Source organism: Neptunomonas qingdaonensis, assembly GCF_900113275.1.
Classification (GTDB): Bacteria; Pseudomonadota; Gammaproteobacteria; order Pseudomonadales; family Balneatricaceae; genus Neptunomonas; species Neptunomonas qingdaonensis.
Window position 1 is genome coordinate 83010 of record NZ_FOOU01000012.1, and the last position, 19151, is coordinate 102160.

A 19151-nucleotide genomic window follows, 5' to 3' on the forward strand; every position below is an offset into this window, starting at 1 on the left:
TCGAATGTTGCAACGCAAAAAAATACAAATAACATATTCCTGTTACAAAGATTTAAAGCCGGACGTGTATCAGTTAAAATATCCACCCTTTTGAATTGCGAGTGTTGAGCATTAACGATGGAAGTCAATCCGATCATAAATGACTTGAAGGATATCGGCGAGCGAGCGGCAGCGCTTTATAGCTATCTTGATTATCCGGGCACCAAAGAACGCCTGGAAGAAGTAGAACGTGAGCTTGAAGATCCTGCGGTCTGGAATGATCCGGAGTATGCTCAGAAGCTTGGCAAAGAGCGTGCCGCTTTGTCCACTATTGTTACCACACTGGATACGCTTACATCAGGCGCGACTGATGCGCGTGAGCTGCTGGATATGGCGGTTGAGGATGATGACGAAGAGACGGTAGGCGACGTAATTTCAGAAGTCAGCAGCCTGATGGCGAAGCTGGAGAAATTAGAATTTCGCCGTATGTTCTCTGGCGAAGTTGACCCTAATAACGCATTTTTGGACGTTCAGTCTGGCTCCGGTGGTACTGAAGCCCAGGATTGGGCCAATATGGTATTGCGTATGTATTTACGCTGGGGTGAAGACAAAGGATTTAAAACGGAACTCATCGAAGTGTCTGATGGTGAGGTAGCGGGTATCAAGTCAGCGACTATACGCTTTGAAGGCGAGTATGCGTTTGGCTGGCTACGCACTGAAACGGGGGTGCACCGCTTGGTGCGTAAGTCGCCGTTTGATTCAGGTGGCCGCCGCCATACTTCATTCTGTTCTGTATTTGTGTCTCCTGAGATCGACGATAACGTCGATATTGAGATCAATCCTGCTGATCTGCGAGTCGATGTTTATCGTGCCTCAGGTGCTGGTGGTCAGCACGTTAACCGGACAGAATCGGCGGTACGTATTACCCACGGCCCTTCGGGTATTGTGGTGCAGAGTCAGAGCCAACGCTCGCAGCATCAGAACAAAGATACCTGTATGAAACAGCTACGTGCAAAACTCTACGAAATGGAGATGCTGAAACGCAGCGCCGCCGCTCAGGAACTGGAAGATTCCAAAGCGGATATCGGCTGGGGAAGCCAGATCCGCTCTTACGTACTGGATGATCAGCGCATAAAAGACCTACGTACTAATGTACAGTCGTCCAACTGTGACAAAGTGCTGGACGGCGATCTGGATCTGTTTATTAAAGCCAGCCTGAAAGCTGGTCTGTAACGAATTATTAACTTAAAGGTTCACCACACCCATGTCTGATAACACTCAGAAGCAAGATCAGAAACAAGATGAAAACCGACTGATTGCAGAGCGTCGGGAAAAACTGAATGCTCTGCGTGAAGCGGGTAATGCTTTTCCGAACAGCTTTCGTCGTGACAGTTATGCTCAGGATTTGTTAGAGCAGTTTGGTGAGAAAACCAAAGAAGAGCTCGAAGAAGCGGCGCATACGGTCAGCATTGCCGGACGTGTGGTACTGAATCGTGGCGCTTTCGGCGTTATTCAGGATATGACCGGACGCATTCAGTTCTATGTAAACAAAGCCGCACGTCCTTTTGCTAAAAGCCTCGATCTGGGCGACATCATCGGTGTTACCGGTGTGTTGCATAAATCGGGAAAAGGTGACCTTTATGTGGATCTGGGTGAATACCAGCTGCTGACGAAAAGCTTGCGTCCATTGCCGGATAAACACAAAGGGCTGCAGGATACTGAAATCCGTTATCGTCAGCGCTATGTAGACCTGATCACGAATGAACAGTCGCGTAAAGTATTTGAAGCACGTTCTAAAATTGTTTCCGGTATTCGTAACTACCTGACAGAACGTCGCTTTATTGAAGCTGAAACGCCGATGTTGCAGGTGATTCCGGGTGGTGCAGCGGCCCGTCCGTTTATTACACACCATAACGCATTGGATCGTGATATGTATCTGCGTATCGCGCCAGAGCTCTATCTGAAGCGTCTGGTTGTGGGTGGTTTTGAGCGGGTGTTCGAAATTAACCGTAACTTCCGCAATGAAGGGCTTTCTACACGTCATAATCCAGAATTCACTATGATCGAGTTTTATCAGGCGTATGCGGATTATCATGACCTGATGGACCTGACTGAAGACATGCTGCGCACGGTGGCTCAGAATGTATTAGGCACGACGACCATTGTTAATACAGTGCGTAACGAAGAGGGCGAAATTCTTGAAACCTTCCGGTACGATCTGTCTAAGTCGTTCACCCGTTTGAGCGTGTTTGATTCTGTGTTGCAATATAACCCGGAAATTACCGCTGAAGCGTTAGCTGATGATAATGCAGCGCGTCAAATAGCCGAACGTATGGATATTGATGTAAAAGATGGCTGGGGTCTGGGGCGTGTGCAGATAGAGATCTTCGAAAAAACGGTAGAGCATCGTTTACAGCAGCCTACCTTTATTACTGAATATCCTACCGAAGTGTCTCCGCTGGCGCGTCGTAATGATGACAATCCATTTGTTACCGACCGCTTTGAGTTCTTTGTGGCTGGCCGTGAATTGGCTAATGGTTTCTCGGAGTTGAATGACTCTGAAGACCAGGCGGAACGTTTCCGTGCACAGGTTGCTGAGATGGAGGCGGGTGACGATGAAGCGATGCATTATGATGATGATTACATCAATGCGCTAGAGTATGGTTTACCGCCAACAGCGGGAGAGGGTATTGGGGTTGACCGTCTGGTGATGTTGTTTACCGATTCAGCGTCTATCCGCGATGTTATTCTGTTTCCGGCTATGCGCCCACGCGCATAAATACGGCGTTTTATTGATTAAGGCTGCTTCGGCAGCCTTTTTTATGCGCATATAGCAAGGGGCGGCGGCGTAAACAAAAGGGCGAACTGAAATGGGCTTATGACTGCGGTTTGTCGCCAACGCCTGAGGATAGTTCATTCTCCATATTGTCTGCATCGTGAAGAATATCAACCACTTCTGAGGCCATATCCGGCATCGTTTCAATCACCGCTGCCGCGACGTCCATCGCTTGCTCTGGCTGGAACTCAGCAAAATGAGTGACCAGTTCGGTCGCCGACTCGTGATAAGCATCGGCATCGGCCGGACGCAGTTGGTCGAATTCTTCCTGTTTATATGCCGGAAATTGATTGGCTAGCTCGGCGACAATATCCGCCAACTTTTCGGGTTGATGTTCTACCATCCATGCTACTAGCTCTGATGCGTGATCCGGCGCGTTGCTGGCGAGCGCCTCGGCAATCTCCAGGCTAAGATCGGGTGCTACGCGAGTGATAGCGGTGAAAAGGCGGGCCACATCGATATCATCGACTTGAGAGAGAGCCGAAACGAGTACTGCTGCTTTTTCTGGAGACGTCAGCGCAATCTGTTTTACCATATTAACCGCGGCCGCCGGGCTGCTTTCGGCGATGGTGATAGCTACCTGTGCTTCCAGGTTAAGTGGCGTATCTACATAATAGTGAGTACGTGGATCGAGCTCTAGCAGCGGGGCGCCAGCTGAGGTTTGCATAACAAAATTTTCCTGATCTTCTATCGGTAGTGGCGCACTGACACGCATCCGATAAACGACAAAGATCAATAAAAAGACTTCTGAACACACCAAAAAGGCGAACAAAGCATCATGACCTAAGTGCTTCATGACAATTGAGGAACTAAGTGGGCCGAAAATGCTGCCTAACGCATAGATGCTGAGTAATCCGCCCATGGCCGCCGCCATGTCTGAGCGTTGCACCTTATCAAAGGTTTCTGAAATACTCATTGGGTAAAGGCAGGTGAAAATTCCCGTACTGATCGCCGTGGTGAGCATCATGATAGACAGCCACTGATTCTGTGCGCCCCACGGGATAATCAGGGTTGCGACAATGTTGACTACTAACAGATAAAAAAGCACGGTACGGCGATCAAATCGGTCAGAGAGCATGCCGACAGGAAATTGTAATAAAAAGGCTCCTAGAATGGCGGAAGCCATATACAGCGTTAATTCAAAGCCGCTGATGTCGTAATTTGCGGCAAAAACGGGCAGCATATTGACCATTGCAGAATACAGCAAACCGCCAAAGAAACAGCTGACTACGCCTAAGGGGGAGAGGGTGAGCAGTTGTTTAAACGACATGCCGTGCGTTTCATGTATGACGGGGCCGACCCGACGACTCATAATTAATGGTATGAGGGCGAGGCAGAGCAGCATACCGGCAACAATAAAGATTGTTTGCGAAGTCGGTGGCGCAAGGTTTAATAGGAACTGGCCACAAAAAATTGCGGCCATCACCACTACCTGGCTGGTGGCCAGGATGCGGCCACGTGTTTTGTCACTGGAGGCTTCGCTTAGCCAGCCATCAATAACAGCGAATGCACAGGCGATGCAAAACCCCATCAGCATGCGCATAGCGCCCCAAATCCATTCATTCATGGTCAGGCTGCAGGCAAGAATAGCAATAGCACTCAATGCCGCACTGGCTGAAAATATCCTGATATGTCCGACGCGGCTAATCAGGCGCCGGCAATATAAACCACCCATTAACATGCCGACGGCATACATGGACAAAACAAGACCAATGGTGTCGGTACTCATCCCCTCCATACCCATTCTGACTGGCAGAAGAATACCGATAAGGCCAAAACCCAGCATCAGGATAAAGAAGCTGATAAACAGTGTAATCAAGGGTAAAAGTGTAATAATCACCAGGCATTGTCCAGTTTGTCGGGATTTCTATAGGCGGCTATGTCGTCTGCATAGAATTAAGACATAAGATTTTAGTATAAAGGTTGGCAGGGTAACATTTATTGTTCAACGTAGGATATGGTGTTCGATCTCGTTCGCATTTAAGAGAACATAAAAATGAGGCTAATCATATGTTAGAGCGTGCAAAAAGTTGGCAGCCCTATTTAGAAGATGAAATTGAAGCACCGTACATGCAATCGTTGCTGGCTTTTTTACAGCAAGAAAAACAGCGGCATAAGGTGATTTTCCCACCTGAGGCAAGTTGGTTGCATGCGTTACAAGTGACCGCGTTGGATCAGGTTAAAGTAGTGATCATCGGTCAGGATCCTTACCATCAGCCCGGGCAGGCGCATGGCTTGTGCTTTTCCGTGAAGCCGGGTGTTAAACCGCCACCTTCTTTAGTGAATATCTACAAAGAATTAGAGTCCGATTTAGCTATCCCCCGGGCTGAACATGGTTATCTTGAAAGCTGGGCGCAGCAAGGTGTTTTACTCCTTAATGCAGTGCTGACGGTGCAGGATTCCAACGCGGCGTCTCACCAGGGAAAAGGCTGGGAGCAGTTTACCGATAAAGTGATCGAGGTCGTCAATCGAGAGTGCGAGCATGTGGTGTTTCTGCTTTGGGGAAGTTATGCGCAAAAAAAAGGCGCCATGATTGACCAAACCCGCCACCTTGTATTAAAAGCGCCACATCCGTCCCCGCTTGCCGCACATCGCGGTTTTTTTGGTTGCCGTCATTTTAGTCAGGCCAATCAGTATTTGCTGCAACATGCAAAGCAACCGATTAACTGGCAGCTGCCCAAGAGTGATAGTGTTAAGAGGGAGGTTATACAAGGTGATTTGTGGTCATAATAGAGCCGCAGAATGCGACTCTATCAGATTCAACGATTAGCGTTTGCTGGTAAACAGTTCGGGGTCAAGTTCATAGGGAAGGGGGAGTAATTCAAGCTGCGGGCCTTGTGAGCTTTCAATATGAATGCTGCTCTCATCTGCTTGTGATTTGTTGATCACCGCGAGAAGCGTTACTTCCTGTTCGCCGCTGCGTGCCGCGAGAACAACCTGTCCCACATTATCTTTATCAGCGGAATGTAACTGATCGCCCGCCTGCGGCAGGGTGGCAGTCTTTATCTGTGCCAGATACATGGGTTTAGTGAGTTTGCCGCGGTGTTGCAGACGAGTGACTATCTCCTGACCCGTGTAGCAACCTTTGTTAAAACTGACGCCTTTGAGTGCCTGAAGATTGGTCATCTGTGGGATGAACGCTTCGAGTGTTGCGCTGCGCAAATCAGGAATGCCTGCTTTAATCTCTTCAAGAATCCATGCCTGAGTGGTTCCCAGTGGGGCTAAGCGGATCAGCTGTTCTAATGCCTCAGCTGCTTCGCTAGCTGGTAGCCATAGCTCATAGCGGTCACCGGGTACTTTGACGGCTACTTTTTTTCCGGCATGAATCGCTTTGTCGGTTTCCGATGGCAGCTTATCAAACAGTTTTTCAACCAGTGTGCCGGCACCGGGACCCATGAGTCCGAAACCTACTATTTGCTCACTTATGTCCTCTGCCTCTGCTTTAGAGAACATGATGTACTTTTTCAGGTTTTTAAGCCCGCCTTGAAGAATATCCTGATGCGTGCGTAGCCAAAAACCACCCTCAACGGCAATGGCACGATAGAGCGCCAGCATGCCACCTTTAATGTTGCAGTGGGCACCTAAACGGCTGCCCAGTTGGCTGGTGTCGCGCATATCACAGCTGAGCTGGCCTTGAAGAAATTTTTCTGCTTCAGGGCCGATGATGCTGATGACCCGGTTGTGAAGCAGCGGGACGATACGTGTCTGGCTATCATGCTCAGGTACCGAGATAATCTCGTCTTCCTGTTCAGACAGCGTAACCTGATAGGTCTGTAATAGTGTTGTCCATTGGCTCATCATTCATATCCTGTTTAATAGGGTTCGCTATCGCTGTGTGGCCAGTTTTTCGCCTAATTTTACAGGCGATTCTGCCTTTAATGTCCCCACCCACTCGATGGCATCAGGGCCAAATAATAAAATCACGGTTGAGCCCAGTTTGAAGCGTCCCATCTCTTCGCCTTTCTCCAGCACGATTGGTGTCGTGGGTCCAGGCAGGTAGGGTGTCCGAAGCGGTTGTCTCAGCGTAGGTGCGACCTGGCCGGCCCATACCGTTTCGATACCCGCAACAATCATCGCGCCGACCAATATCATCGCCATTGGACCCGCCTCGGTATCAAAAATGGCAACCAGTCGTTCATTGCGTGCAAATAGCTGATCTACGTTTTCAGCGGTTGTCTGGTTGACTGAAAACAGATCGCCCGGCACATAGATTGTTTCGCGTAACGTGCCTTTTATTGGCATGTGAACCCGATGATAATCTCTTGGCGATAGATATATGGTGGTAAAAAAACCATTTTTAAAGGGGCTGGCGAGTTCTTCGTAACCGCCGAGCAGGGTTGTCAGGCCGTAGCCTCGGCCTTTCGCCTGAAAAATACGGCCATGTTCAATCGCTCCTATTTGACTGATAGCACCGTCGGCGGGTGAAACGAGTGCATCAGGTTCCGGGTTTATGTGTCTGATACCCGGCTTCAATTCACGCGTGAAAAACGCATTGAAAGAGGGGTAGGCGGTGGGCTCTTCGACTAAGGCCTCTGCCATGTTGACCCGGTATTTTTTAGCAAACCAACTGATAAAACGATTTTTTACCCACGGGTGGGTGCAATCGGCAAGCCGGCCTGCCAAGCGCGACAGAAGATGTTGTGGGACGATATGCTGGAAGAGAATAAATAATTTTTGTTTCACCAAAAACTCCTAAAAGGTAACAATAATGTGTCAAAGGTCAGATTTCGACCGGTGTGTCAGGCAGGTTGCCCCACTCAAACCATGAGCCGTCGTAGCATTTAACATCACTAAGGCCCGCATGCAGTGCTGCGATATAGGTGAGCCCTGAGCGACGATGTGTCTGGCAGTGGGTGATAACCGTTTTGTCTGGTTCGATGCCGGCCTTGATGATCAGTTTCTTTAAACTGTCTGGTGAGGCCAGTAAAGGTGGGTTTAGCTGGACAAATGAATCCGTCCATTCCAGCCAGTGTGCTCCGGGAATATGGCCACCTTTTTGAGCATTAACGACTCTTGCACCGATAAATTCATCATGAGAGCGCGCATCCCAAATCGAGATATCACCCTGATCAATATGAGCCATGAGATAGTCTTTATCAGCAATCAGGTCGGCGGTCGTGGATACATTGATCGCAGAAGGTGCTGCCTGGTTAAACGTTGCTTCAAGTGGATAACCCGCGGCAGTCCAGGCTGGCAAATGGCCATTAAGAAACGAAGCGTTTCTCAGGCCTGCGCAATGCATACTCCAGATAAAACGCCCTGCCAGCGGGCCGTTTTGGTCATCATATACAACGACATGACTGTTTTCAGTGATACCGCAGTCAGAAAACAACTGAGAAAGTTGCCGGTCATCCGCTATCTTGTTGGGAACAGGAGCGGCTCCATTTTGCAAACGGCCGGCATCTGCCCAGATGGCGCCAGGAATATGACCTTGCCGATAGTGATCGGCAGCAGAAAGATCAATGATAATCAGATGTGGATTGTTTATAACGGAATGTAATTGAGCTGAATCGATAACCAGAGGGAGAAGCATGTGTGTCTCTCGCATGAATGCCGGAGATCGATCATAACGATTTGTCGATCAAGGCTCAATCTGTAAAGATTATTTTCATACCTGTTTCAGTGCCAAGGTTGCCGCAGAACAGAGGTAGCGAAAGCGCTGTTGATGGAATGCGGTGAGCGGCAAGGCATTTTCCCCGGCATCGGCATAGATGATGGCAACAGCTCCGTGATCACGGAAAATCGACATCAGCAGCGAGTCATTCTCTGGCAGTAAATCACTATAAGCGTCGGGTATGAGTTTGCTATATTTTTTTCTGTTTTCAGCTGTGATCCAGATGCATGCGGGTTTATCACAGAGCTTTTTAAAAAGGCTCGGAATCTGTAAATCTATTTCGTAACTGGCAAAAGGGTGCTCTTTTTCAATACCAACGACCTGTGCGGTTTTCATTTTATGGCTTTTTGTATTCACAAGATTAAGGGTAATTCGCTGCAAACCTATGCCTTTGCTAAGCCCTTGCATCAACCCCTGCAGAATGTGAGCTGGTTTTGTATAGAGGTGATAGCCTTTAAGAAAGCGTTCAACAATCTGCTTATAGATGGCTTCATCTAATAAGGTTTCAGCTGTGTGAACCAGTGTTTCAGCTTGAGTTGCTGCTTTTTGGGGCTGAGTTTTAAGTGCAGGTTTTTTAGGCTTGGGTTTTTCAGGTAAGGGGTATTTAGTGCTAAGTAACTCCAGCTCGCGGTTGCCGAGTTTATAATTGTTGGGATATGACGATGGGATCAGCAGCATTTCAGCCGCGGGCGCCAGTGTGCCGGGAGCATGATATTCTCTGGATGAATCTGCGCATAGCTTATGTAATAGCGCCAATGTTTGATTGGTATCCAGTCCCAAATAGTCACTGATGATGTCGGTTGTTTTGATGTTGCGCGATGTGCGCCAGCCACGACTGACGATCAGCGATAACCAGTTTGCAAGCTTGATAGGAAAGTGGCGCTCTTGTGTCAGGTGATTAAGGTCGCGCAGTTCTTCTTCGCTTAAACGTGGATCGCTTAATGCTCGCTGATGCAGCTTAGCGAGCAGTCCTTTTGACGGGGATGTATCGGGATCCTGAGCTTGGATAGTAAGTTCAGAAAAGCCCCATGCTTCAGAAAGCCCCATGGAGATTTGCTGCATGGTGCACCCCAGCACATCATGCTCGGCAAGCGTCGGATCAATATCTTCTTCCCATATTTTTATGCGAACCTGATGCATATGTAACGGAGCATTCAGCCATAATGCCCATAAACCGATGCTATAAAAGAGAGACGCGAGGTAAACCTCTTCGCTAAAGGGCAGGCGTTTCATCTGTTGCCAGGTACGAGCCTGAACAGCGGCGTGATGGCTGTTCGCTACCATGCGAAGATATTGCTTTTGTTGCACGCTGGAGGGGTTAAGCTTGATGGGCTGTAATGTTTTACAGAGCTGTATCAGAGGGTCGATACCTAATGATGAAACGGCATGCTCAATACTGCTAACGTGAGAGCCTTTTTGTGCAAGTTTGTTCTCGGCGGCTCTGACAACATGCAGACATAGAACCGGATCAGTGCGAACCAGCGCTGTCAGATGGCTGATCATTGTAGAATCTTTACTCAGCAGTATTTTCAGGCGTTTAAGGCTGCTGGTACGCACAGGGAAGGGTTTGTCCTTTAAAAAGTCGATCCAGGCCTCTGCGCCATATAGAATCTTTTCTTCTTCGGTTTCCTGAATGTGTGCCTGCTCGTCCATTAATACTCTCTTAAATAATACGCTGTTGTAACTGTCGTTATGTAATGGCCGCTACGCAACTACTATAGTCACTATCGCTTAACCCTGCTCAAGCAGAGAGTTTAAAATACGTTGGTAGCTTTCCATTCGGCTTGCGCTGACATTGCCGTTCTCGATAGCACCCAGTATAGCGCATCCAGGCTCCTGGTCATGTTTGCAGTCCCTGAATTTGCAATGGCCAATAAAAGGGCGGAACTCGACAAATCCATCCAGGAGTTTTTCGGGTTTAATGTGCCATAGCGCAAATTCGCGGATGCCCGGTGAGTCGATCAAGTCTCCGCCTTTCGGGAAATGGAATAAACGTGCCGTTGTCGTGGTATGTTTTCCCTTACGTGATTGCTCAGAAAGCTCTCCTACCTTTATGTCGACACCCGGCAGCAATACATTAATTAAAGATGACTTGCCGACCCCGGATTGACCCACAAATACACTGATTTTTCCGTTTAACTCTTCCAAGAGTGGGTTTAACCCCTCTTCAAGAGTCGTGGAAGCCATCAGGACCCGATAGCCAATTTTGCGGTATCGCTCTAGCAGGTCTTCAATTTCTTGTTGGTTATCAGCGGTGATCAAATCAGATTTGTTTAACAACAGCACGGGTTCTATACCGCTCAGTTCCGCGGCGACCAGATAGCGGTCAATCAAATTGGCGAAGGGAGTTGGCTCAACGGCAAAAGTGATGATCAGGCGATCAATATTGGCCGCCACGGGTTTGAGTTCGCCCTGATTAGTCGGGCGAATCAATTCGCTGCTACGGGGGAGGGCGGCGACAACAACACCGTGCTCTAACCCTGCCCGCCAGACAACCCGGTCGCCGGTAACCAGTTGGCCTAAATGAGTGCGTAGGTGGCAGCGAAATATCTGGCCGGCTTTCTCGCCATCCAGCGCTTCAACGTCAACCTGCTTGCCAAAGTGGGAGATGATAAGCCCTTCTTCTTCCGGACCCAGATCGCCACCTTCTAACTGTTGTTCTACCTTGTTGTCTTTGCGTGCTGCACGGTCTGCACGCTCTTGTTGTACTTTTTCTATGCGCCATGCCTGACGGCGATTAACTTTACGTTTTGACATTAAAAATAACTACCTGGTCATCTCACCGACGAGTCGTGCTTCGTGGTAAGGTATTCTGAATTGTGAAACATTATAGAGTGCTATCTATTTAATTAAGAGGAATATATATGTCGCGTAAAGATAATCTCATCTGGATCGATCTGGAAATGACCGGTCTTGATCCTGATAATGATTATATTATCGAGATAGCAACGATCGTGACGGATGCTAACCTGAACATTTTGGCGGAAGGTCCTTCACTGGTTATTCATCAACCGGATGCAGTGATGAATAATATGAATGAATGGTGTGTCCGCCAGCATGGGCAGTCGGGTCTGACACAGCGGGTACGCGAAAGTACGGTGACTGAACGCGAAGCTGAGCAGCAGACGATTGAGTTCCTGGCTGAGTATGTTGATAAAGGTGCTTCGCCAATATGTGGTAACAGTATTGGTCAGGATCGGCGCTTTCTGAACCGCTATATGACTGAACTGGAAAGCTACTTTCATTATCGCAATCTGGATGTCAGTACGATAAAAGAGTTGGCAAGACGCTGGAAGCCGGAGCTATTAAACAACTTCACGAAGAAAGGTTCACATCTGGCCATGGATGATATCCGCGATTCCATTGCGGAGTTGCAGCACTATCGCGCTACCTTTTTTAAAGAATAATCGGATCACTCAAATGCTCGTTTCATCATGTATCACTTGGGTATAAACTACGCATTTGGCAATACAGCAGCAGCGTTTACTGCTACCCAGCAATAAACCTTTTCATTATTAATTAGCCAGAGATTGGCTCGCGAGAGTTGAGAGGGAGCAGTACCGACAGGTAGCTGTGCTTTTTCTTGTTTAATTATGGATACATGTAATACCTCTTCTGCTACCTATCCCACCCGCAAATTACCAGGTGACCTGGCAATGTGGATTTTCATTATTGCCGAACTGTCGGTGTTCGCTTTGTTGTTTTTGTTATTCAGTTATTTACGTAGCAGCGACTCCGTGACTTTTCTCGCCGGCCAGCAAACATTGCACCCGCAGGCGGGTTTGATAAATACGGTCGCGCTGCTCACCTCAAGTGCATGTGTGGCGCAGGCGGTCAATGCGGTGCGCCAGAACAAATCTGCTGCATTCGGCTGGTTGCTGCTGAGTATTCCTGTGGGCTGTATTTATATCGTCGTAAAACTATGGGAATACCAACAATTAGTACGCCAGGGTTTTGATCTTGATACTAATCACTTTTATACAGGCTACTTTCTGTTAACCGGATTTCACTTACTTCATGTTGTTTTAGGGATAGTGATTTTAGGGTTTATGTCAGTCAGATTATGGCGTGGTTGTTATCTTCCCTCGCAGATCAGCGGTTTGGAAAGTGGGGCCTGCTACTGGCATATGGTTGATCTTGTCTGGGTTATTCTTTTTCCGCTTATTTATGTGATTCATTGATGAAACATCCTGTTACGATTTGGTTTGTATTAATTATCCTGACCTTAACCATGTTTATGTTGGGCGAGGAGCGGCCTGGTTCTGATATTGTCATCTTAGTGCTGTCGATATCCGCGTTAAAGGGTTTGTTGATCGTCGCTGGATTCATGGAATTAGCCGGTGTGAAACACCTGATTCAACGTGGCTTGATGCTTTATTCACCCGTGCTGGTCCTTTTAATAGCGCTTTTGTTGTTATAACAAGATAGCCGGTAAAGCACCTGAAACAGGCACTGCATTGTTAACGATTGCCGTCCTGAAGGTCCGGTTGCTTTATCGCTCGGGTAACACCAGACAAAGCCGATGACGCTTCCAGTTGCTCCCGGATAAACATCAGATCCGATAGATATCCAAGAGAGTTGATCGAAGTCCATCCGCGCAGGCTTCTATCGCATCTAACTACCCGCAGTGATAACTCCTTTTAGGATAAACGGCAAATAGAAGAATATGCAGTGTCTTAATTAATAAAATGTATTTTTAATATATTTTTTAGTTTTACTTGATATTGGTCAATTGTTTCCTGCCCACAACTTTTCATAATAGCCGCACCTTAATTTTAATTGTGCAATCTGGCCCTTGGTTGGGTTACGGAGCTTTTTATGAATGAAACGTTCACCAAAGCTATGGCGAGAAATATTTTCTATGGAGGAAGTTTGTTCTTCATATTGGTGTTTCTTGGCTTGACTTATCATACCGAAAAGGTGCTTCCCGAACGGGATCATCGTGAAAACATTACAGAACAGGTCGTTCTGGGCAAAAAAGTCTGGGAAGAAAATAACTGTGTCGGTTGTCACTCTTTGCTGGGTGAAGGCGCTTATTTCGCGCCGGAGCTGGGCAATGTTTATACGCGCTTTGGTGGTAGTAAAGAAGCGATTATGGCTTTCATCAAATACCGTCCTGTGGATGGTATTGAAGGACGTCGCAGTATGCCGCAGTTCAATCTATCTGATGAAGAGCTGGAAGCGGTGGCTGAATTCCTCAAATGGACTTCAGAGATTAACACCAGTAACTGGCCACCTAATATTCAGGGTTGAGGCAAAGGAGCATCAATATGAAGTATGAATCTCAAAAGGTCGCACGATTATATTTTATCGCTGCGCTGGGGCTCTTTGTCGGTCAGATCCTATTCGGTCTGATTATGGGTTTACAGTATGTCGTCGGAGATTTCCTGTTTCCAGCGATCCCGTTTAACGTTGCACGTATGGTACATACCAACTTGCTGATTGTTTGGTTGTTGTTTGGATTTATGGGAGCGGCGTACTTCCTGATTCCTGAAGAATCAGAAACCGAGCTGTGGAGTCCTAAACTGGCCATCGTGCTCTTCTGGGTCTTTTTGGTGGCAGGCGTATTAACTATTCTTGGCTATCTGCTGGTGCCTTATGCACGCCTGGCTGAGATGACCGGGAATGATATTTTGCCCACGATGGGACGAGAGTTTCTTGAGCAACCCTTATTAACTAAAATCGGCATCGTGATCGTGGCGCTGGGTTTTGTATTCAACGTAGGCATGACGGTACTGCGAGGACGTAAAACGGTTATCAGTACTATCCTGATGATCGGCTTAATTGGCCTGGCAGTGATGTTTCTGTTCTCTTTCTACAATCCGGAAAATTTGGTACGTGACAAGTTCTACTGGTGGTGGGTTGTGCATCTATGGGTAGAAGGTGTTTGGGAATTGATTCTCGGTTCGCTGTTAGCTTTCGTCTTGATTAAAGTGACCGGTGTTGACCGTGAAGTGATCGAAAAATGGTTGTACATGATCGTCGCGATGGCACTGATTACCGGTATTCTCGGTACAGGACACCATTACTTCTGGATTGGTGCGCCTGAATACTGGCAGTGGTTGGGTTCTGTATTCTCTGCGATGGAACCGATTCCATTCTTTATGATGACACTGTTTGCTTTCAACATGGTGAATAAGCGTCGTCGCGAGCATCCTAACAAAGCTGCAATTCTTTGGGCGATGGGTACCGGTGTGATGGCGTTCCTGGGCGCAGGCGTGTGGGGCTTCCTGCATACACTGGCACCGATTAACTACTATACACACGGTACCCAGTTGACAGCTGCTCATGGTCACATGGCTTTCTATGGCGCTTATGCGATGGTTGTCATGTGCATTATTTCTTATGCAATGCCGCTGATGCGTGGTCGTATTGCAAACAGCAATAAGGCTCAGGTCGCTGAGATGTGGGGCTTTTGGTTGATGACCGTGTCTATGGTGTTCATCACCTTGTTCCTGACGGCTGCCGGTGTTGTTCAGGTTTGGCTGCAACGCTATACCGATACTCCGATGCCCTTTATGCTTGTTCAGGATAAAATGGCAATTTTCTTCTGGATGCGTGAGGTCGCCGGGGTATTCTTCCTCGGTGGTTTAGGTGTCTATCTATGGAGCTTCTTCATCGGAACCGATGCAGACGCCGCACGTGATAATGCAAAAGTATTGGCTAAAGTAAGCACAAAAGTGCGTGAAGAAAGTACTCAGGAAACCGCTCGGGCGTAAAGCTCATCTGGCGCTTTGGTTTGTAAAGCCAAAGCGCTTCTCTTTTCTTAACACTTACGGAGCTGCTTATGTCTACTGCTAACACAGTTGAGTTGAATCTTGCTGTCGGCAATGAAGCCGTGCCTTTTTATCTGCCTCAACACAACGAAGTAGAGCTGTTTACACATGCCTATGAGAACCAGTTACCGGTATTGATTAAAGGGCCGACAGGCTGTGGTAAAACCCGCTTCATCAGTCATATGGCTCAACGTTTAGGGCTGCCATTGCACACGGTTTCTTGTCATGACGACCTGACCGCTTCTGATTTGGTAGGCCGTTACCTGATCGGTGATGGGATGACTCAATGGCATGATGGCCCATTAACCCGGGCTGTTCGTGAAGGCGGAATCTGTTATCTGGATGAAGTAGTCGAAGCACGTAAAGATACTACGGTAGTCATCCATCCTTTGACCGATGATCGTCGTATTTTGCCGATAGACCGAACCAATGAATTGCTGCATGCACCGAAGAATTTCATGTTGGTGGTTTCTTATAACCCTGGCTATCAGAATTTAATGAAAGGGCTTAAGCCCAGTACCCGCCAGCGTTTTATTTCAATGAGCTTCACTTATTTGAAGCCCGAAGAAGAGAAGCGCGTGATAGAAACGGAAACGGGGCTGGATTCTGCTAATGCACAACGACTTATCCATTTAGCGATTGGTTTGCGCGGCTTAAAAGACATGGATCTGGAGGAGGGTGCAAGCACGCGTTTGCTGGTCTATACAGCGACCTTAATGAAAGCTGGATTTGATCCTGTTGAAGCCTGTCGGGCAGGCTTGGTGGAGTCGTTGACCGATGATGAAGATACCATTTCGGCGTTGATGGAAGTCGTCAAAGCTAACTTTTAAATTGCTATTTGAGGTCGCCCGATGGAAGAGCAGGTAGGTAAATATTGGGATCGGTTGATTAGCCGCATGGCTGATCCTGCCTGGGAGCATGAAGCCGTTACGCTGGAAAGCGTGCGTAAGCCCCTGTCTGTATTTTTCCGTACCCTGGGTGGTGACGGTGGCTTAAGTATCCGTGCTTCCATTCAGACTGAGTCTTCGTTGCGACGTAACTGGCTGCAGCGCATGGCGGGCAGCGGTAAGCGTATTTCGTTAGCGTGGCGAAGTGCCGAGACGTTGCACCTGCCTGATCGTATTAATCTTTTTCCCGATGCGGAGCTTAATCGTGAGCTGTACTACTGGTTGGCCGCGATGGCGACAGCGCCTGCTTTCGATGAGCTGAGCTGGATTGAGCGTAGTCAGCAGCAAGTGCTTTTTATTTTACAGCGTTATCCTGGACTGGTAGATCGTTATCACCGTTTGGTGACGGCTGCGATTGGCTTTCGCCCTGATCCGAAGCGGCTGAATTCACAGGAAGCTGCTCAGGAGTGTGATATTCAGCAGGCACTATATTCGCCGGGATCTATCGGGCAGCTCAGTGAGTGTCAGCGTGATCCGTTGCCGGTGCTGTTGTGGCTACACCCGACCCCCCCTCAAAGCGCTGTTGCCAATGAAGTGTGCCAGTCTGCCAGCCAGCAAGAACCCTCGTCTCAGGGTGAAACTAAGCAGTCAGAGCAACAGAAAAAGCGTAAAGCAAAACGTAAGAAGGCGGAGAGTAACCAAGGCGGCTTGTTAACCTTACGTCACGAAACCAGCCTGTTCAGTGTGGCGGAGATGGCCAATCTTGATCGTGCTGAAGATGAGGATGATGATCTGCAGGACGCCGAGAATAATGCCAATGAGATGGATGAACTCACCATTACGCGGGATAACAATACCACGGCTAAACGTGTCAGGTTTGATCTGGATTTGCCCTCTGCCCAAGAGGAGGAAGTGATCCTGGCAACGGGGCACTTGCTACCTGAGTGGGATTTCAGAAATCAGGTGTTAGTAAAAGACCATTGTAGCCTGCTGACGATTAAAGCCGCGGTCACTGATTCCGGCGAACTGCCCGACAGACTTAAACCCGCAGCGCGGCGGTTGCGCCGCCAGTTTTTAGCATTAAGGCCTCAATCTACCTGGGTTAAACATCAGGAAGAGGGCAGTGAACTGGATCTTGAGGCTTATCTTCAGTTTCGTGGACAGCGCGCAGCAGGCCAGCAAGTGGAAGAGCCGCGTTTGTATTCTGCTTTAGAGAAAAAAGAGCGGGATCTGGCGTGTTTGCTATTGGCTGATCTGTCCTTATCTACCGATGCCTGGGTGGGTGATCAGGCGCGGGTGATTGATATTATCCGCGATAGCTTGTACCTGTTTAGTGAAGCGTTACAGCAAACCGGTGACCAGTTCTCTATTTGTGGTTTCTCCTCGCGTTACCGTAATCACGTACGTTTTCATCTTCTGAAAAGTTTTAATCAACCTTACAGTCGCCAGGTCAGGCAGCAGATTGAAGCGATAAAACCGGGTTATTACACACGCATGGGTGCAGCGATCCGGCGCTCTACGGAGCTGCTTAATCTGCAGCCGCAAAAGCAGAAATTGTTGTTGATTCTGACCGATGGTAAGCCGAATGATCTGGATTATTACGAAGGACGCTACGGTATTGAAGATACTCGCATGGCCATTATTGAAGCGCGTAAAGCCGGCTTAATCCCTTTCTGCATTACTATCGATGAAGAAGCTGAAGACTATCTGCCTTACTTATTTGGTCGGGGACATTACACCCTGATTCGACGGGCGGCTGAACTGCCGGCTAAATTGCCGCAGTTATATGCACGTTTAACCTCTTGAAAAAGAAAAATAATAACGTTATTTGAGCTGAATCGGCGAGAGCAGCGTTGTCCCCTTTGTTAGTCTGTTGATCGCCCAATCAATGTGCTCAATGACCATTTCTGAGCAGTGTGGGCGCTTGGCTTCTAAGGCCGCAATAATCTCATTTCCGCCGCCGCTGTTGCCTAGCGCTACTGCTATATTACGCAACCACCCTTGGTAGCCGGTACGGCGTATCGCAGAGCCTTCGGTACGTTTCAAAAATGTGGTTTCATCCCAATTAAACAGATCAATTAAAGAGACATCATCCAACTGGTGGCGTGGATGAAAGTCTGCTTCTGCGGTGTGTTTAGCAAAGCGATTCCACGGACATACTAGCTGGCAATCATCGCAGCCGAAAATTCGATTTCCCATCAAGGGGCGCAGCTCTTCCGGAATGGCGCCTTTTTTCTCGATCGTTAAATAAGATATACAACGTGTGGCATTTAACTCATAAGGGCCGCTAAAAGCCTTAGTGGGGCAGATATCAAGGCAGGCCGTACAGGAACCACAATGTTGTTTCTCAATAGGAGGGTCTGTGGGCAGTGGTAGATCGATGAGCAGCTCACCGAGAAAAAACCATGAGCCTGCATGCCGGTTCAGAATGAGGGTATGTTTTCCCGTCCAGCCAATGCCCGCTTGTTGTGCAATAGGGCGTTCCATTACAGGGGCGCTGTCGACAAAGGCCCGGTAGCCCATTGTGCCTGCGGCTTCTGCGATGCGCTTGCCTAACTGTGTGAGGCGTTTACGCATCATTTTGTGATAGTCCCGGCCCAGCGTATAGCGTGCAATATATGCTTTTTCCGGAGAGTTAAGCACTTTTAGAGCAGAAAATGCCGGTGGTGTATAGTCCATGCGGACACTGATGATACGGCAGCTTCCGGGGACTAATAAGTAGGGATCGCGGCGTTTATCGGCATTAGCGGCCAGGTAGCTCATCTCTCCGTGATGTTGTTTGTCCAGCCAGGCCTGTAAACGTTCAGTGTCCTCTTCAAGGTCGGGATTAACAATGCCGCATTCCTGGAATCCCGCCTCGGCTGCCCAAAGATGGACTTGTTTGGCTAATGCAGCCAGTTTTTCAGAAGAGAATGCCTGTTCAGCAGACAGCTCTTGGCCAGAAGACAATTCCTGGCGAGCTGGCTTGGTTAGTTGAGCCGATGTGGATAAAACAGAATCAGTCACGATCAATACTTGCCTGTTAAGCTATTGCTTCAACTATAATGAAAAGAGTCACC

General features: G+C 48.2%; 17 protein-coding genes. 10 read left to right on the plus strand and 7 right to left on the minus strand.

What is annotated here, in order from left to right:
* Nucleotides 1–117 precede the first annotated feature (117 nt).
* Nucleotides 118–1212 (plus strand): peptide chain release factor 2, encoded by a 1095-nt coding sequence (gene prfB / locus BM099_RS15615; protein ID WP_090729198.1) that lies wholly within the window; start codon nucleotides 118–120, stop codon nucleotides 1210–1212.
* A 31-nt stretch (nucleotides 1213–1243) separates the two neighbouring features.
* Nucleotides 1244–2758, plus strand: a complete 1515-nt coding sequence (gene lysS, locus BM099_RS15620) for a lysine--tRNA ligase (protein ID WP_090729199.1) — start codon at nucleotides 1244–1246, stop codon at nucleotides 2756–2758.
* 97 nt (nucleotides 2759–2855) lie between these two features.
* Here the strand turns inward: lysS and BM099_RS15625 are convergent, their stop codons facing one another.
* Complete coding sequence (locus tag BM099_RS15625) at nucleotides 2856–4655, minus strand: MFS transporter (RefSeq protein ID WP_090729201.1); 1800 nt, start codon at nucleotides 4653–4655, stop codon at nucleotides 2856–2858.
* A gap of 170 nt (nucleotides 4656–4825) precedes the next feature.
* Here BM099_RS15625 and ung point away from each other — a divergent pair, with 170 nt between their 5' ends.
* Complete coding sequence (gene ung, locus BM099_RS15630; RefSeq protein ID WP_090729203.1) at nucleotides 4826–5545, plus strand: uracil-DNA glycosylase; 720 nt, start codon at nucleotides 4826–4828, stop codon at nucleotides 5543–5545.
* Between the two features lie 36 nt (nucleotides 5546–5581).
* Here the strand turns inward: ung and ygfZ are convergent, their stop codons facing one another.
* The 5 genes from ygfZ to rsgA all read right to left on the minus strand — a co-directional run bounded on the left by ygfZ (nucleotide 5582) and on the right by rsgA (nucleotide 11186).
* Nucleotides 5582–6613 carry a CAF17-like 4Fe-4S cluster assembly/insertion protein YgfZ gene (gene ygfZ / locus BM099_RS15635; RefSeq protein WP_090729205.1) on the minus strand — a complete coding sequence of 344 codons (1032 nt, stop codon included), beginning with the start codon at nucleotides 6611–6613 and terminating at the stop codon, nucleotides 5582–5584.
* Between the two features lie 27 nt (nucleotides 6614–6640).
* Nucleotides 6641–7498 (minus strand): archaetidylserine decarboxylase, encoded by an 858-nt coding sequence (gene asd, locus BM099_RS15640; protein ID WP_090729207.1) that lies wholly within the window; start codon nucleotides 7496–7498, stop codon nucleotides 6641–6643.
* A 37-nt stretch (nucleotides 7499–7535) separates the two neighbouring features.
* Nucleotides 7536–8348, minus strand: a complete 813-nt coding sequence (locus tag BM099_RS15645; RefSeq protein ID WP_090729208.1) for a sulfurtransferase — start codon at nucleotides 8346–8348, stop codon at nucleotides 7536–7538.
* A gap of 75 nt (nucleotides 8349–8423) precedes the next feature.
* On the minus strand, nucleotides 8424–10082 hold the full coding sequence (locus BM099_RS15650) for an HDOD domain-containing protein (protein ID WP_090729210.1): 1659 nt from the start codon (nucleotides 10080–10082) through the stop codon (nucleotides 8424–8426).
* A 78-nt stretch (nucleotides 10083–10160) separates the two neighbouring features.
* On the minus strand, nucleotides 10161–11186 hold the full coding sequence (gene rsgA / locus BM099_RS15655; RefSeq protein WP_090729213.1) for a small ribosomal subunit biogenesis GTPase RsgA: 1026 nt from the start codon (nucleotides 11184–11186) through the stop codon (nucleotides 10161–10163).
* Nucleotides 11187–11293: 107 nt separating this feature from the next.
* Here rsgA and orn point away from each other — a divergent pair, with 107 nt between their 5' ends.
* The 7 genes from orn (at nucleotide 11294) to BM099_RS15690 (ending at nucleotide 17898) form a co-directional block, all read left to right on the plus strand.
* Complete coding sequence (gene orn, locus BM099_RS15660; protein WP_090729215.1) at nucleotides 11294–11836, plus strand: oligoribonuclease; 543 nt, start codon at nucleotides 11294–11296, stop codon at nucleotides 11834–11836.
* A 186-nt stretch (nucleotides 11837–12022) separates the two neighbouring features.
* Nucleotides 12023–12610, plus strand: a complete 588-nt coding sequence (locus BM099_RS15665; RefSeq protein WP_198064222.1) for a cytochrome c oxidase subunit 3 family protein — start codon at nucleotides 12023–12025, stop codon at nucleotides 12608–12610.
* Nucleotides 12610–12849 (plus strand): cytochrome C oxidase subunit IV family protein, encoded by a 240-nt coding sequence (locus BM099_RS15670; protein WP_090729219.1) that lies wholly within the window; start codon nucleotides 12610–12612, stop codon nucleotides 12847–12849. The genes BM099_RS15665 and BM099_RS15670 overlap by 1 nt, the downstream gene beginning before the upstream one ends.
* Before the next feature lie 398 nt (nucleotides 12850–13247).
* The gene (locus BM099_RS15675) at nucleotides 13248–13682 is read left to right on the plus strand and encodes a c-type cytochrome (RefSeq protein ID WP_090729221.1); all 435 of its coding nucleotides are present in this window, start codon (nucleotides 13248–13250) and stop codon (nucleotides 13680–13682) included.
* Nucleotides 13683–13699: 17 nt separating this feature from the next.
* Nucleotides 13700–15148: a cbb3-type cytochrome c oxidase subunit I gene (locus tag BM099_RS15680; protein ID WP_090729223.1), complete on the plus strand. Its 1449-nt coding sequence runs from the start codon at nucleotides 13700–13702 to the stop codon at nucleotides 15146–15148.
* A 68-nt stretch (nucleotides 15149–15216) separates the two neighbouring features.
* Complete coding sequence (locus BM099_RS15685; RefSeq protein ID WP_090729225.1) at nucleotides 15217–16035, plus strand: CbbQ/NirQ/NorQ/GpvN family protein; 819 nt, start codon at nucleotides 15217–15219, stop codon at nucleotides 16033–16035.
* Between the two features lie 21 nt (nucleotides 16036–16056).
* Nucleotides 16057–17898, plus strand: coding sequence for a nitric oxide reductase activation protein NorD (locus BM099_RS15690; RefSeq protein ID WP_090729227.1), 1842 nt, complete (start codon nucleotides 16057–16059; stop codon nucleotides 17896–17898).
* Nucleotides 17899–17916: 18 nt separating this feature from the next.
* Here BM099_RS15690 and queG read toward each other — a convergent pair whose 3' ends face one another.
* The gene (queG, locus tag BM099_RS15695; RefSeq protein WP_090729302.1) at nucleotides 17917–19023 is read right to left on the minus strand and encodes a tRNA epoxyqueuosine(34) reductase QueG; all 1107 of its coding nucleotides are present in this window, start codon (nucleotides 19021–19023) and stop codon (nucleotides 17917–17919) included.
* Between the last annotated feature and the right edge of the window lie 128 nt (nucleotides 19024–19151).